The sequence below is a fragment of the Pseudarthrobacter sp. GQ63 genome, from assembly GCF_059758765.1.
In genome coordinates this window covers 80,071-95,639 of sequence record NZ_JCAXEF010000014.1, presented here as the reverse complement: position 1 = coordinate 95,639, position 15,569 = coordinate 80,071, and the positions used below count along the sequence as shown (strand labels likewise).

The following is a 15,569-nucleotide window of genomic DNA, read 5'->3' as shown; positions in this document are numbered from 1 at the left end:
AGAGAGCGCCCCGGGAAACCCCGCATCAAGTGAGAGAGCGTCACAGGAAACCCCGCATCAAGTGAGAGAGCGTGTGAATATTCCCACGATGCGGCGTACTGGGCTTCACCCGTGCTGCTCTGCGGGGCGGCTCCTCTAGAATTGATGAAGATGTACGGACTTCGAAGCGCTTGATTTCGGGTTGCGTAGGAAACGAAACACGGATACGAGCGGCTGCAGTTGCGCCAGTGGTCAGCTCATAACAGGAGGAATCCACATGGCTGAGCACAACGGGGGCAACCGCGGCGGAAATGACCGCGGCGGATTCCGGGGCAACAACAATTCGGGCGGTGACCCCAGGGGTTTCCGCTCCCGCGGCAACCGCGACGGCGGCGAGTCCTCCGGACGTCCTCCCGGTGGCGGGGAGCGGAAGCCTTTTGGCGACCGTGACCGCAAGCCGTATGGCGATCGTGACCAGAAGCCCTTTGGTGACCGTCCGCGTCGTGACGGCGAAGGGGACCGCCGCGGGTTCGGTGGCGGGGAGCGGAAGCCCTTCGGTGACCGTGACCGCAAGCCGTATGGCGATCGTGACCAGAAGCCCTTTGGTGACCGTCCGCGCCGTGACGGCGAAGGGGACCGCCGCGGGTTCGGTGGCGGGGAGCGCAAGCCGTTCGGTGGCGGGGAGCGCAAGCCGTTCGGTGACCGCAAGCCGTATGGCGATCGAGACCAGAAGCCGTTCGGTGATCGTCCGCGTAGTGACGGCGAGGGAGACCGCCGCGGTTTCGGTGGCGGGGAGCGGAAGCCCTTCGGTGACCGTGACCGCAAGCCCTTCGGTGACCGTGACCGCAAGCCCTTCGGTGACCGTGACCGCAAGCCGTATGGCGATCGAGACCAGAAGCCGTTCGGTGATCGTCCGCGCCGTGACGGCGAGGGAGACCGCCGCGGTTTCGGCGGGGGAGAGAACCGGAAGCCGTTCGGTGACCGCAGCGACCGTCCCGGCCGTGGCGACCGCCAGGACCGCGCACCGCGCAATTTCGATCGTGGCCCCAGCCGGGGAGACGCAGGTCCCCGTACCTTTGGCCGGGACCGTCAGGAAGACCGCCCCGTTCGCGAACCCAACGTCCGCGACCTCCGCAGCGCGAACCGTCCTGACCGGGAGAGGTCTCCGCAGATCGATGAGGACGTCACGGGCAAGGAACTCGACCGCGCCACCCAGCACCAGATCAAGACACTTGAAGCAAAGAGCGCGGAATGGGTTGCCCGCCACCTTGTGATGGCCGGCCGGCTCATCGATGAAGAACCGGAGCTCGCCTTCCAGCACGCCCTTGCTGCAAGCCGCCGCGGCGGCAGGCTGGCCGCCGTCCGCGAAGCCGTGGGCCTGACCGCCTACGCCGCAGGCCATTACGGCGAAGCCCTCCGCGAATTCCGCACCTACCGCCGCATCAGCGGTTCCAACGTCCACCTTCCGATCATGGCTGACTGCGAGCGTGGACTGGGACGCCCTGACCGCGCCCTTGACGTGGCTCGGTCCGAGGAAGCCCAGGACCTGGATGCGCCCGGCAAAGCAGAACTCGCCATTGTGGCAGCAGGTGCCAGGACCGACCTGGGACAGCTGGACGCCGCAGTAGCCGAACTCGAGATCCCGCAGCTGGACATCAACCGGGCGTTCTCCTACAGCCCCCGGCTGTTCCGTGCGTATGCTGACGCCCTCGCCGGCGTTGGCCGCGATGATGAGGCCGAGAAGTGGCGGAAGCAGGCCGTGGTTGCCGAAAACGCGCTGGGCCAGGGCGTAGACGAAGAGCCCGACATCATTGACCTCGGCTGGGACGAGGAGGAGGAGGCAAAGGAGGAAGCAGAGCGCCGCCGCCTGCTCGACCGTGCATCACAGGCATCCGACGCTGCCCCCAAAGCAGCATCCAACGCCGGCGCCCCAGCCGCGCCCGCCCACGCTGCAGATCCGCAGGACGCCAGCATCGATGACCAGGAAGCTGACTACTTTGTTTCCGACGACGCCGAATCGGACCAGGATTCGGTGGAACAGGACGAGCTGGAGTCCCCTGAAGCCCCGGAAAGCGGCGCTGCCGACGAACATGACTCCTCTGCGGAGTACCAGGACCAGCAGGACCGCCGGGCAGACTGACGAATGACCGACGTTCCCCTGATCTCCCTGTTCGATGCACTCCTGGCCGACCTGGACGGCGTGGTTTACGCCGGTCCGCACGCCATTCCTGGTGCCATTGAGTCGCTGAAGCAGCTCTCCGGTATTGGCGTGGGCCTGGGATACGTGACCAACAACGCGTCGCGCTCCCCGGGCCAGGTTGCCGCCCACCTCCGCGAGCTCGGGGCGCCCGCCGAAGACAACCAGGTGGTGAGCTCCTCACAGGCCGCAGCGGATCTGCTCGCGTCCCTGCTGGCTCCCGGCTCCCGGATCCTCATCACAGGCAGCCCGGCCCTCGCCGCCGAGATCGAACTCGTCGGGCTGGTGCCCGTGTACAGCCAGGACGAGGGTCCGGTGGCGGTGGTCCAGGGCTTCAACCCCGAGATTGGGTGGAAAGACCTGGCCGAAGCCACGTACGTGGTGAACGCCGGAGCCCTGTGGGTGGCCACGAACACGGACATGTCCATACCACAGGCCCGCGGCATCGCGCCCGGAAACGGAACGCTGGTCTCAGCCGTGGCAGCCGCAACAGGGCAGACACCCCGCGTGGCCGGCAAACCCGAGGCACCGCTCTTCCACTCCGCAGCCAAGCGTCTCGGGGCAGAACGCCCGCTGGTGGTGGGGGACCGGCTGGACACCGACATCCTCGGCGGAAACAACGCCGGCTTCGCCACCGTGGCGGTACTGACCGGCGTTGACACCCGCCAGACCATCCTGGCCGCCCGCGCCGCCGAACGCCCGGACTACATCATCAGCAACCTGGCGGACCTGCACCGGCCGTACCCTGACGTGACGCACCACGACGGCACGTACGCCTGCGGCACAGCCACAGCGCGGGTGGCGAACGGTGCGGTGGGCATCATTGGCAGCCAGGACAACCTGGACTCCTGGCGCGCCGCGTGCGCAGCGTGGTGGGCGGCGACGCCAGACGCCTCTGCCCCCCAGGCTCCCGAGCTGGTGTGGCTGGATCACTAGACTGGTGGAATGACTGAGCTGACCGAACCGGAATCCGCAGCAGCCCAGCCATCCCCGGACTGGCCCGGCATCAGCGATCCTGGAGTGAAGGATCCCGTGGTGGCACAGGCGCTGGCCCGGCTGGAGGCACTGCCGCAGGTCCCGGTGTCCGACCATGAAAACGTCTACAACGAACTCCACGACGAACTGCTCGCCGCGCTGAACAGCGTTCCCGGCAACAGCGCGCCCTCGAGTGCGGATCCGACGGACGGTGCCGCCTGATGCCGGTACGCCTCGACCAGGCTTTGGTGGCCCGCGGGCTTGCAAGGTCCCGGACGCACGCAGCCGCCTTGATTGCCGAAGGCAAGGTCACGTCAGCAGGACAGGTCCTGGCCAAGGCGTCCCTCCAGGTGGACGAGGACAGGCCCCTGGACGTCGACCATGACGAGCGGGACACCTACGTCAGCCGGGCCGGACATAAACTTGCCGGCGCGCTTGACGCTTTTCCCGGCATCACACCGGACGGCAAAAGGTGCCTCGACGCCGGTGCCTCCACCGGCGGCTTCACCGACGTCCTGCTGCGGCGCGGTGCCGCACACGTGGTGGCAGTCGACGTCGGGCACGGCCAGCTGGTGCAGCGGCTGCGGGAAGATCCCCGCGTGGACGTCCATGAGGGATTGAACGTCAGGTACATGTCGCCCGCGGACGTCGGGGGCGCCGCGGAACTTACCGTGGCAGACCTGTCCTTCATCTCCCTCACCCTGGTGGTCCAGCCGCTGGCGCTGTGCACCGAACCCGGCGGGGACCTGGTGCTGATGGTGAAGCCGCAGTTCGAGATCGGCAAGGACCGGCTGGGACGGACAGGGGTTGTCACCTCCGAGCGGGAACGCCGCCTGGCGGTGGAGAAAGTGGCCAGGGCAGCGCTCGACGCCGGGCTGGACCTCTGCGGCCTGGCGGTCAGTCCGCTGCCGGGCCAGGACGGAAACGTTGAATACTTCCTGTGGATAAAACGCAGGATCAGCCAAGACTTGCCTAAGATCGAAGAGCGGGAGGCAGCGGCTGCTGCCTTGCTCCGACGAATCTGGCCGAACCACTAGAGAGCGGAACCTGATGAGCAGGCGTGTACTGGTCCTCGCCCATACCGGCCGCGAGGACTCGCTGAAGGCCGCCTGGGAGGCATGCGCCCTCCTGCACGCCTCGGGCATCGTGCCGGTCATGCAGGAATCCGAACTTGCAGACATGGAACGGTTCTTCGGGCACCTGGCCCAGCCCGTGGAGGTCCTCCACGACCATGTCCAGCTGCCGGATGTTGAACTGGTGATGGTCCTTGGCGGCGACGGCACCATCCTGCGCGCCGCTGAACTGGTCCGGGAGGTGGACGTGCCGCTGCTGGGCGTCAACCTTGGCCATGTGGGCTTCCTTGCCGAAAGCGAGCGGGCGGACCTCGCCCAGACCGTCGAGTGGATCGCCAGCCGCGAGTACACCGTGGAAGAGCGGATGACCATTGATGTCCAGGTGTGGGTCCGCGGCCAGAAGATCTGGCACACGTGGGCGCTGAACGAGGCCGCCATCGAGAAGGCCAACCGCGAACGCATGCTTGAGGTCGTGACCGAAGTGGACGAACGTCCCCTCACGTCCTTTGGCTGCGACGGCATCGTCCTGGCCACCCCCACCGGCTCCACGGCCTATGGTTTTTCGGCCGGCGGGCCCGTGGTGTGGCCCGAAGTGGAGGCACTGGTGATCGTCCCCATCAGTGCCCACGCACTCTTCGCCAAACCGCTGGTGGTCTCGCCCCGTTCCCGGCTGGCTGTGGAGGTCCTGGGCCGGACGGATGCCCAGGGCGTCCTGTGGTGTGATGGCAGGCGGTCCGTGGACCTGCCGCCCGGTGCCAGGGTGGAAGTCACTAAATCAGCCACGCCCGTGAGGCTCGCCCGCACCCACCAGACGCCGTTTTCTGCCCGCCTGGTCCGCAAGTTCGAGCTGCCGATCCACGGCTGGCGGGGCCCTGTGCCCAAGGCGGACGCCATCCACACCGGCCCCATACCCATCGTCCGGACACCGCGGCCCATGCCGCCGCTCCAGGTGCCGCCGGCCAGCCAGCCCGACATTGACTCCGATCCGTCCACCGCAAAGTGAAGCCATGCTTGAAGAACTGAGAATCCGCGATCTTGGCGTCATCACTGACGCAACGCTGCCGCTCGGGCCGGGCCTGAGCGTGGTGACCGGCGAGACCGGCGCCGGCAAGACCATGGTGGTCACCGCCGTCGGCCTGCTCCTGGGCGCGCGTTCCGATGCCGGAGCCGTCAGGAGCGGCGCGAAGAGCGCCACGGCCGAGGCCGTGCTGAAGCTCGACGCCGGCCACCCCGCGATTGCCAGGGCATTGGAGGCGGGGGCGGATACGGAAGAGGTCGACGGCGGCGCGGAGCTGATCCTTGCCCGTCGCCTTGGCTCCGACGGCCGCAGCCGTGCCTTCCTGGGCGGCAGGGCCGCGCCGGTGGGTGTCCTGGCTGAAATCGGCGAGACGCTGGTGGTGGTCCACGGCCAGTCGGACCAGATCCGGCTCAAGGGAGCGGCCGCCCAGCGGGGCGCCCTGGACAAGTTCGCCGGTGAATCACTGGCCGGTCCGCTGGCCGCCTACCAGGACCTCTACAACCACTGGAAGTCCAGCCAGGCAGAGCTGGACAGCCTCCGCAGCGCTGCGCGTGACAGGCTGCGTGAGGCCGAATCCCTGCAAAGCGCCCTCGCCGAAATCGATGAGGTTGATCCGCAGCCGGGGGAAGACGAAGTCCTCAAAGCCGAAGCGGTGAAGCTGGCCAACGTCGAGGAGCTTCGCATCGCCGCGAGCACGGCCCATCAGGCGCTCATCGCCGAGGACTTCGGTGAAGAAGGGGACGCCACCACCCTTGTTGACGCTGCCAAGCGGACGCTGGAGCATGTGGCCGAGCACGATGCCGAGCTGGGGTCCGCCGCGGCGCGGCTGGCCGAAGTGGGCTTCCTGTTGAACGACATCGCCACCGAGCTGGCCAGCTACCAGGCCGGGCTGGATACGGAGGGGCCCGAACGGCTCGCGGAGATCGAGGACCGCCGGGCCGTGCTGGCCAAATTGGTCCGCAAATACGCTCCCACCATCGACGAGGTGTTGGTCTGGGCGGAGAACGCCCGCGTGCGCTTTGATGAACTGCAGGACGATTCCACCCGGATCGAAAAGCTGGACGCCGAAGTGGTTCAGGCGGAGGCCGACCTGAAGAAGCAGGCCGCGGCCATCAGCAAGATCAGGGCCAAGGCCGCGAAGGACCTATCAGCCCGGGTCAGCGCGGAGTTGAAGGCGCTGGCCATGGCTGATGCCACTTTGGTCATCAATCTCGAGCCCGGTGGCCAGCTGGGGCCGCACGGCGCGGACGAAATCAGCTTCCTGCTGCAGCCGCACTCCGGAGCCCCCGCCCGGCCCCTCGGCAAGGGCGCCTCCGGCGGTGAACTGTCCCGCGTCATGCTCGCCATCGAGGTGGTGCTGGCAGCCGTGGACCCGGTCCCGACGTTCGTCTTCGACGAGGTGGACGCCGGCGTGGGCGGCCGCGCCGCCGTCGAAATCGGCCGCAGGCTCGCCATGCTGGCCCGCCACGTCCAGGTGCTGGTAGTCACCCACCTGCCGCAGGTGGCCGCTTTCGCGGACCAGCACATCACCGTCACCAAGACCTCCGTCCGGGGAGCCGACGGCGGAACGGCTACCGGGTTCACGTCCAGTGATGTCCGCCTCCTCGACGGTCCCGAAAGGGTCCGCGAATTGGCCCGCATGCTGGCAGGCCAGGAGGATTCAGAGTCGGCGCAGGCCCACGCCCAGGAACTGCTGGACGACGCGAAACTGCTGCCACAGCGGGCCTGAAAGCGTGCCCGGGCGGGTTCCGGCCGGGCTCCGTATGCAGTCCGCCCCTTGATCGGCGGCCGGCACACGGGCAAACTTGGACGTTTGGGGAACACTGCCGGCGATCCGTGGAAGGCTCAAATGATGATAGGCTCGAATTCCGTGGTGCAGCGATCAAATTCCCGTGTAAATTCCCGGTTCCCGGGCTCATCCAAGACGACCAAACACATCTTCGTAACCGGTGGTGTGGCGTCCTCGCTCGGTAAGGGACTGACGGCATCAAGCCTCGGTCACCTGCTGCGCGCACGCGGCCTGTCTGTGACTATGCAGAAGCTCGATCCGTACCTGAACGTGGATCCGGGCACCATGAACCCTTTCCAGCACGGCGAGGTCTTCGTCACCGACGACGGTGCCGAGACGGACCTGGATATCGGACACTACGAGCGCTTCCTGGACGAAAACCTGGAAGGTTCAGCGAATGTGACCACGGGACAGGTGTACTCAACAGTCATCGCCAAGGAGCGCCGCGGCGAGTACCTCGGCGACACCGTCCAGGTCATTCCGCACATCACCGATGAGATCAAGCGCCGCATGCGCCTGCCGGCCGAGGGCAAGAACGCCCCGGACGTCATCATCACCGAAATCGGCGGCACCGTGGGCGACATCGAATCCCAGCCGTTCCTCGAATCGGCCCGCCAGGTGCGCCAGGACATCGGCCGCACCAACGTGTTCTTCCTCCACGTCTCCCTGGTCCCGTACATCGGGCCGTCCCAGGAGCTGAAGACCAAGCCCACCCAGCACTCCGTCGCAGCCCTGCGGTCCATCGGTATCCAGCCTGAGGCGATCGTCATTCGCTCGGACCGCGAAGTGCCCGAAGCCATGCGGGAAAAGATCGGTCGGATGTGCGACGTCGACATCGATGCCGTGGTGAACGCCGCCGATGCCCCCAGCATCTATGACATCCCCAAGACCCTCCACACGCAGGGCCTGGACTCGTACATCGTGCGCGCCCTGGACCTGCCCTTCAAGGATGTGGACTGGACCAGCTGGGACAAGCTGCTCGAGGCAGTGCACAACCCCAAGCACGAGGTTGAGATCGCGCTGGTGGGCAAGTACATCGACCTGCCCGACGCCTACCTGTCGGTGACCGAGGCCCTGCGCGCCGGCGGCTTCGCCAACGACACCAAGGTCAAAATCCGCTGGGTCCCGTCTGACGAATGCGAAACCCTCGAAGGCGCCATCAAGGCGCTCGATGGCGTCGACGCCATCTGCGTTCCCGGCGGCTTCGGCATCCGCGGGCTTGAAGGCAAGCTCGGCGCCCTGAAGTTCGCCCGCGAAACCAAACTGCCCGTCCTGGGACTCTGCCTGGGCCTGCAGTGCATGGTCATCGAATACGCCCGCAACGTGGTGGGCCTCGAAGGCGCTTCGTCCAGCGAGTTCGAGCCCGACTCGAAGTACCCCGTCATTGCCACCATGGAAGAGCAGCTGGAGTTCGTCGAAGGCGGCGGCGACCTCGGCGGCACCATGCGCCTGGGCCTCTACGAAGCAAAGCTCGACGCCGGATCCGTCATCGCTGAAACGTACGGCAAGACCACCGTCAGCGAACGCCACCGCCACCGCTACGAGGTCAACAACAAGTACCGCGACCAGATTGCAGCCGAAGGCCTGGTCTTCTCCGGCACGTCCCCGGACGGCAAGCTCGTTGAATTCGTCGAACTGCCTGCGGACGTCCACCCGTACTATGTGGCCACCCAGGCGCACCCCGAGCTGAGCTCACGCCCCACCCGGCCGCACCCGCTGTTCGCCGGCCTGGTCAAGGCAGCCCTGAAGCACCAGGAGGGCCCCGACACGGCCGCCACCGCAGATGCCGGCGCTGCCGACGCCCTGCAGTCCGGTACGGTAGCCGCTAAGTAGTTCCAACAGAAAAAGGACGGCGCGATGCCCGGTACACCTGAAGCCACCCCTGCTGCGAAGCAGGTTTCGGATGCACCGAGCCCGCGCCGTCTTTTGTCTACGGAGAAGGTCTACGAAGGCCGGATCTGGGACGTGGTCAGCGACAGCTTCCAGCTGCAGGAGACCGGCGAGGCACTCACCCGCGACTACATCGACCATCCCGGTGCGGTGGCCGTCCTGCCCATGAACGCTGCCGGCGAGATCCTCCTCCTCAGGCAGTACCGCCATCCGGTGGGCATGGATCTCTGGGAGATTCCCGCCGGCCTGCTGGACGTTGAGGGTGAGGACTTCGTGGTGGGGGCCGCCCGCGAACTGGCCGAGGAAGCGGACCTCGCTGCGGGTACCTGGAACGTTCTGGCGGACTTTTTCAATTCCCCGGGCTCCTCCAGCGAGGCCATCAGGATCTACCTGGCCCGGGACCTCGCAGACATACCCCATCACGAACGCCACGAACGGACGGATGAGGAAGCCGAGATCGAATTCCACTGGATCAGCCTGGACGACGCCGTGGACTCCGTCCTGGCCGGCCGGCTCCACAACCCGTCCGCCGTCGTCGGAATCCTGGCCGCCGCTGCCGCACGCGCCGGAGGGTACCAGGGGCTCCGGCCGGCCGATGCACCCTGGCCGGCGCACCCCAGCCAGCGCTGATGGTTCCGCCTCCCTCCGCCGAAGTGGCCTCCGCAGAGCTGGTCCCCGCCGAGGCAGTCCGGGCAGACCCGGCTCCCGCCGAGGCAGTCCGTGCAGAGCCGGTCAGGGATGCCGCCCCGCCCGCCCCGCCCACGGCCATCGACCGCGGCATCACCGACTACCTCCAGCACATGGGAGTGGAGCGCGGCCTGGCGGCCAACACCCTGTCGGCCTACCGGCGGGATCTTATCCGGTATGCCCGGTACCTCTCCGCCGCCGGCTGCACGCGCCCGGAGGACATCACCCGGCACCACGTCACGGGATATGTCCGGGCGCTGGCTGACGGGTCCGACGGCGGTTCCACCCTGGGCGTCAGGTCCGCCGCCAGGACCGTGGTGGCCGTCCGCGGACTCCACAAGTTCTGGGCTTTGGAAGGCTTCACGCCCACGGACCCCGCCAGCGAAGTCCACCCGCCCATGCCCGGCAAGCGGCTGCCGAAGGCCATCAGCGTGGACGAAGTCACGCGGATCCTCGAAGCGGCGGGAACGGACACGGCAACGGGGCTGCGCGATCGTGCCCTCCTTGAATTCCTGTACTCCACTGGAGCGAGGATCAGTGAAGCCGTGGGCCTGGACGTTGACGACATCTCATTGGATGCAGAGGCGTCCGGCCCGGCCATCGTGCGGCTCTTCGGCAAGGGCTCCAAAGAACGGCTGGTGCCCCTTGGCTCCTACGGTGCCAGAGCCTTGGACGCGTATTTGGTGCGGGGCCGGCCCCTGCTGGCAGCCAAGGGAAAAGGCACCCCGGCGCTGTTCCTGAATGCCCGCGGCGGCCGGATCAGCCGGCAGAGCGCCTGGACCATCCTGAAGGCGGCGGCCGAAAAGGCGAACATCACCAAGGACGTTTCACCCCACACCCTCCGGCACTCCTTTGCCACCCACCTGCTCGAGGGCGGCGCGGACGTCCGTGTGGTCCAGGAACTGCTGGGCCACGCCTCGGTGACCACCACGCAGGTGTACACCCTGGTTACTGCCGATACCCTGCGGGAGATCTACGCCGCCGCGCATCCCCGGGCGCTGGGCTGAGCATGGCTGCCGCGGTTGCCCTGTGCTTCCTGCTCCGCGAGGCTGACGGCGTACCCCAGGTGCTGCTGGGGCTGAAGAAGACCGGCTTTGGGCGCGGAAAGATCGTGGGCATCGGCGGCCACGTGGAACCGGGCGAGAGCGACGCGGAGGCCGCGATCCGCGAGGTGCGGGAGGAAGCCGACGTCGGGCTCCGCCACGAGGACCTTCGGGACGCTGGGGTCATCCGGTTCGTGTTCCCTGCCAAACCGGAGTGGGACATGCGCACGCGGCTGTTCACAGCGGTGCGCTGGGACGGCGAGCCCACGGAGAGTGTTGAGGTCGCCCCCGCCTGGTTTGATACCGCCACCCTGCCTGTGGAGCGGATGTGGCAGGATGCCGACCACTGGCTGCCGGTGGTGCTGGAGGGCGGAAAAGTCAACATCGTTGTGACCATGGACAACGACAACGAGGCCGTCGCCTCCTCCGAAAGCCTCCTTTTCTGAAACTTCGGGAAAACGACGGCGGCCCGGCCCCTCAAAGTGACCTGGCCGCCGTCGCGCCTTCCGGCCGTGGTGCCTTATCCGGCAGCAGCCCTAAGGCAGGTGCCGTTCCTCCGGGCCAACGTATTCACTCAGCGGACGGATCAGCGAGTTCGAGTCCAGCTGCTCCATGATGTGCGCCGTCCAGCCCGTGATCCGGCTGGCGACGAACAGGGGAGTGAACGTCTCGGTGTCGAAGCCCATAAGGTGGTAGGTGGGTCCCGCCGGGTAGTCGAGGTTGGGCTTGATGGCCTTGGCCTCGTCCATGGCAGTCTCGAGGCCCTGGTACAGGCCCAGGAGTTCCGGCCTGCCGTAATGCGCAATCATCTTGTCCAGGGCCGCCTTCATGGTGGGCACCCGGGAGTCGCCGTGCTTGTACACCCGGTGTCCGAACCCCATCACCTTCTTCTTGTTGGCCAGGGCGTCCTCCATCCAGGCCTTGGCGCGCGCTGCCGCTTCGTCCAGCGATTCCTCCGGCCGGATGCCAATCTCATCGAAGGTATGCATGACGGCCTCGTTCGCGCCTCCATGCAGCGGGCCTTTCAGTGCCCCAATGGCTCCCGTGACCGCTGAATGCAGGTCCGAAAGTGTGGAGGTGATGACCCGTGCCGTGAAGGTCGAGGCGTTAAAGCTGTGTTCGGCGTAAAGAATCATGGAAACGTTGAACGCCTCCACCACTTCCGGCACCTGTTCCTCACCGAAGGCCATCCACAGGAAATTGGCCGAGTAGCCCAGGTCGTCACGGGGCGCCACAGGTTCAACGGGGCGTCCCGCCGCGTGCCGGCGTCGCTGGTCATAGGCCACCACGGCCGGCATCGCAGCAAAAAGGTCCACGGCCTTTGCCATGTTGGCTTCCCGCGACGAATCACCGGTCAGCGGATGCCTGGCACCCATGACAGAGGCTGCCGTCCGGCAGACATCCATCGGGTGGGCGCTGGTGGGCAGGGCATCGACTACCTGCTTGACCACCGGGTCCAGGGCCCGCCCGGCCCGCTCCCGCACGGTGAATTCGGACAGCTGGTCCGCGGTGGGCAGCTCCCCGTTCCAGAGCAGGTACGCGACTTCCTCAAAGCTGCACCGCGCCGCGAGCTCCTGCACCGGGTAGCCGCGGTACAGCAGCGAGTTGGTGTCCGGGTTGACCTTCGAGACGGACGTGTAGTCCACTACGACGCCGGCGAGACCTTTTTTGATGTCCTGTTCAGCCATGCTGAAACTCCCTTGTTCCTGTCGCCTTTCGGATGCCGGCCGCGGCCGGCGGTGGTCCTTTAGTGCTTCCCGGGGACCTGGAAATTGAAGACCCCGGTGTCAAAACGGTTGTAAGCCTCGTAGTCAACGAGTTCGTACAGCCGCGCCCGGGTCAGCATGCTGCCGACCTGTGCCTCCTGCGTTCCCTCAGCCTTGATCGAGTCCAGCGTACGCTCAGCAGCGCCCATGGCACTACGGAGCAGAGTGACCGGATAAATCACCATGTTCACGCCCACAGCTGCCAGCTGGTCCACCGTGAAGAGGTCGCTCTTTCCAAACTCCGTCATGTTGGCCAGGATGGGCACGTCCACGGCATCGCGGATGGCCTGGAACTCGTCCAGGGTGGCCATGGCTTCCGGGAAGATTGCGTCTGCGCCAGCGTCCACGAGTGCCTTTGCCCGGTCCTGTGCCGCCGCCAGTCCATCCGTGGCGCGGATGTCGGTGCGGGCCATGATCAGGAAGTTGGGGTCGCGGCGGGCGTCTGCAGCAGCGCGGATGCGTTTGGTGGCGGTGTCCAGGTCCACGACGTTCTTGCCGTCCAGGTGGCCGCAGCGCTTGGGGTTGAACTGGTCTTCGATGTGCAGTCCGGCGAGGCCGGCGTTCTCGAGTTCCTGCACGGTGCGGGCAACGTTCATGGGTTCGCCGAAGCCGGTGTCCGCATCCACGATGGCGGGCAGGTCCGTCATGCGGGCGATCTGTCCTGCGCGGGTGGCCACTTCGGTGAGGGTGGTCAGTCCGATGTCCGGCAGGCCGAGGTCGTTGGCCAGCACTGCACCGGAGATATAAACCCCGGCGAAGCCCTTCTCCTCGATCAGCCGGGCGGAAAGGGGGTTGAACGCGCCGGGGAACTGCTGGATGGTTCCGGAGGCCAGGAGCTCCCGGAACCGGATCCGCTTCTGCTCCGGCGTGGTCCTGGAATACAGCATCAGAACAGTCCCTTGGGTGCGGCGGCGAAGTCGATAACGCCGGGGGCAGCGGTGATGTTCAGCTGGTCCAGCTCACCGGCGGAAAGTTCCGGCAGCCGCTCGGCGGCGGCCAGGAACCGTTCGATCTCGGCTTCCTCCACCAGCCCCGCGGCGAGGGTGCGGAACTTGTTGACGTACTGGTCCCGTCCGAACGGCCTGGCGCCCAGCGGGTGGGCATCAGCTACGGAAATGTCGTCCTTGATGACCGTGCCGTCCGTCAGGGTGATCTCCACGGAACCGCCGAAGGCCTTCTCTGCAATGTTGAGGGAGTGGTAGCGGCGGGTCCACTCAGGGTCTTCCTCGGTGCTGACCTTCTGCCACAGGTCCACCGTGTCCGGCCGCCCGGCACGTTCGGGGGAGTAGGAGTCCACGTGGTGCCAGGCGCCATCCTGCAGGGCCACCGTGAAGATGTAGGGGATGGAGTGGTCCAGCGTCTCCCGGCTGGCCTTGGGATCGTACTTCTGCGGATCGTTGGCGCCGGAGCCGATGACGTAGTGCGTGTGGTGGCTCGTCCTGATCAGGACGGACTTCACGTTGGCCGGGTCCGTGGCTTCGGGATGTTCACGGTTCAGTTTTCGGGCCAGGTCGATCCAGGCCTGCGCCTGGTACTCGGCGGAGTGTTCCTTGGTGTAGGTGTCCAGGATGGCGCGCTTTGCTTCCCCGGCCTCCGGCAGCGGCACCATGTAGGAGGCATCCGGGCCGTCCAGCATCCAGGCGATGACGCCGTCTTCACCTTCGTAGATGGGCACCGGAGAGGTCTGTCCGCGCATGGCACGGTCTGCGGCCTCGACGGCCATTTTTCCGGCGAAGGCGGGGGCGTGGGCCTTCCAGGTGGAGATCTCGCCCTTGCGGGACTGCCTGGTGGCCGTGGTGGTGTGCAGGGCCTGGCCGACGGACTGGAAGATGGTCTCGACGTCGAGACCCAGGAGTGTGCCGATGCCGGCGGCTGCCGACGGGCCAAGGTGCGCCACATGGTCGATCTTGTGCTTGTGCAGGCAGATTGCCTTGACCAGGTTCACCTGGATTTCGTACCCGGTGGCGATCCCGCGGATGAGGTCCTGTCCGCTGGCACCGGTGTGCTGGGCAACGGCCAGGATCGGGGGGATGTTGTCGCCGGGATGTGAGTAGTCGGCGGCCAGGAAGGTGTCGTGGTAATCCAGTTCCCGCACGGCAACCCCGTTGGCCCATGCGGCCCATTCCGGTGATACGCGCTCGCCGATGCCGAAGACTTTGGCGCCCTGGCCGCCGGTACTGGGGCCGTGGGCCAGGGCCTGGGCGCGGGCGGCCACAATAGGCCCACGGTTCAGGGAGGCGATGGCCACCGAGGCGTTGTCGATGACCCGGTTGATCACCATGTCGGCCACCTCGGGCGTTACCGCGACGGGGTCGGTGGCAACCTTGGCGATCTTGTAGGCGAGCTGTTCCTCGCGGGGCAGGTTTTCCTCGCTCCTGTAAACCCGGACGTGGTGTTCCTTAACCATGGTGCTCCTTGTGGTGGGGTGTGTGCGTGTTCTTGACGTGCGTAAGGCTTCGGTGCAGGTGGAGGATGGTGGCGGCTTCGGCCAGCCGGGGGTTGCGGGCGGCGATAGCTTCGGCGATGGCTGCGTGCTCTGCTGCTGCGGCTGTGAGCCGCTGCGCATCGTCGGCTGCCAGGCGGCGCACGCGCACCAGGTGCACCCGCAGGCCGCGCATGGCCTGCGCCAGGTAGGAGTTGGAGACGGCGGCATCGATGGCGGCGTCGAGGCGCCCGGCAAGATCGTAGTAGGCGTGCCGGCCTGGGTCGCTGCCGTCAATGAGGGCCGGGGCTTCGAGGAGCTCGTTGCGGAGCTGGAGGAAAACGCCGGGATCACCGCGTTCGGCTGCCAGCGCTGCGGCTTTGCTTTCGAGGGTTTCGCGGAGCTCGAAGAGTTCGTCGATGTCATCGAGCGAAACGTCGGTGACGACGACGCCGCGGCTGCCGGCCGTCGTCGTCAGCCCTTCGGCGGTAAGCCGGCTGAGCGCCTCCCGCAGTGGAGTGCGTGAGACGCCAAGGCGTTCGGACTGTTCTACCTCGGCAAGCACCGTGCCCGGCTGGAGGCGCCATTCTGTGATGTCGTCGCGTAGGGCGGCGTAGGCCCTGTCACTGGCGCGCATCGCTGCCTCCTTCGGTCATGGACTTCCCCCAGTGTATACAGAGGGTCCCCGTTTGCCAATGAAAAGATGCTAAAACTTGGAATAGCCGTATCT

Annotated in this window: 14 protein-coding genes; 10 read left to right on the top strand and 4 right to left on the bottom strand. The window is 66.7% G+C overall.

Translation table 11 applies throughout. The features are described from left to right. The first annotated feature begins 256 nt into the window (after positions 1-256). The 10 genes from AC6CHP_RS17935 to AC6CHP_RS17890 all read left to right on the top strand — a co-directional run bounded on the left by AC6CHP_RS17935 (position 257) and on the right by AC6CHP_RS17890 (position 11,097). Entirely contained in the window at positions 257-2,119 is a 1,863-nt protein-coding gene (locus AC6CHP_RS17935) for a hypothetical protein (RefSeq protein WP_498231378.1), read from the top strand. Positions 2,120-2,122: 3 nt separating this feature from the next. After that, a complete protein-coding gene (locus AC6CHP_RS17930; protein ID WP_498231376.1) occupies positions 2,123-3,112 on the top strand; it encodes an HAD-IIA family hydrolase in 990 nt (329 codons plus the stop codon). A gap of 9 nt (positions 3,113-3,121) precedes the next feature. Further along, the gene (locus tag AC6CHP_RS17925) at positions 3,122-3,373 is read left to right on the top strand and encodes a hypothetical protein (RefSeq protein ID WP_498231374.1); all 252 of its coding nucleotides are present in this window, start codon (positions 3,122-3,124) and stop codon (positions 3,371-3,373) included. Next, complete coding sequence (locus AC6CHP_RS17920; protein WP_498231372.1) at positions 3,373-4,188, top strand: TlyA family RNA methyltransferase; 816 nt, start codon at positions 3,373-3,375, stop codon at positions 4,186-4,188. Before AC6CHP_RS17925 ends, AC6CHP_RS17920 begins: the two co-directional genes overlap by 1 nt. 13 nt (positions 4,189-4,201) lie before the next feature. Continuing rightward, positions 4,202-5,227, top strand: a complete 1,026-nt coding sequence (locus AC6CHP_RS17915; protein WP_364318306.1) for an NAD kinase — start codon at positions 4,202-4,204, stop codon at positions 5,225-5,227. Positions 5,228-5,231: 4 nt separating this feature from the next. Beyond that, entirely contained in the window at positions 5,232-6,971 is a 1,740-nt protein-coding gene (gene recN / locus AC6CHP_RS17910; RefSeq protein WP_104188805.1) for a DNA repair protein RecN, read from the top strand. Positions 6,972-7,094: 123 nt separating this feature from the next. Next, positions 7,095-8,864 (top strand): CTP synthase, encoded by a 1,770-nt coding sequence (gene pyrG / locus AC6CHP_RS17905; RefSeq protein WP_104188822.1) that lies wholly within the window; start codon positions 7,095-7,097, stop codon positions 8,862-8,864. A 24-nt stretch (positions 8,865-8,888) separates the two neighbouring features. After that, entirely contained in the window at positions 8,889-9,551 is a 663-nt protein-coding gene (locus AC6CHP_RS17900; protein WP_104188803.1) for an NUDIX domain-containing protein, read from the top strand. A 170-nt stretch (positions 9,552-9,721) separates the two neighbouring features. Next, positions 9,722-10,615, top strand: a complete 894-nt coding sequence (xerD, locus tag AC6CHP_RS17895; protein ID WP_498231381.1) for a site-specific tyrosine recombinase XerD — start codon at positions 9,722-9,724, stop codon at positions 10,613-10,615. A gap of 2 nt (positions 10,616-10,617) precedes the next feature. Further along, on the top strand, positions 10,618-11,097 hold the full coding sequence (locus AC6CHP_RS17890) for an 8-oxo-dGTP diphosphatase (protein WP_498231369.1): 480 nt from the start codon (positions 10,618-10,620) through the stop codon (positions 11,095-11,097). Between the two features lie 90 nt (positions 11,098-11,187). Here the strand turns inward: AC6CHP_RS17890 and AC6CHP_RS17885 are convergent, their stop codons facing one another. From AC6CHP_RS17885 to AC6CHP_RS17870, 4 genes are read right to left on the bottom strand one after another with little or no spacing between them, the layout of a single operon-like run. Then, a complete protein-coding gene (locus AC6CHP_RS17885) occupies positions 11,188-12,339 on the bottom strand; it encodes a bifunctional 2-methylcitrate synthase/citrate synthase (RefSeq protein ID WP_498231367.1) in 1,152 nt (383 codons plus the stop codon). Positions 12,340-12,398: 59 nt separating this feature from the next. Further along, positions 12,399-13,304, bottom strand: coding sequence for a methylisocitrate lyase (gene prpB / locus AC6CHP_RS17880; protein ID WP_498231365.1), 906 nt, complete (start codon positions 13,302-13,304; stop codon positions 12,399-12,401). Then, entirely contained in the window at positions 13,304-14,824 is a 1,521-nt protein-coding gene (locus AC6CHP_RS17875; RefSeq protein ID WP_427117397.1) for an MmgE/PrpD family protein, read from the bottom strand. Before AC6CHP_RS17875 ends, prpB begins: the two co-directional genes overlap by 1 nt. Beyond that, the gene (locus AC6CHP_RS17870) at positions 14,817-15,476 is read right to left on the bottom strand and encodes a GntR family transcriptional regulator (protein WP_498231363.1); all 660 of its coding nucleotides are present in this window, start codon (positions 15,474-15,476) and stop codon (positions 14,817-14,819) included. The genes AC6CHP_RS17875 and AC6CHP_RS17870 overlap by 8 nt, the downstream gene beginning before the upstream one ends. Between the last annotated feature and the right edge of the window lie 93 nt (positions 15,477-15,569).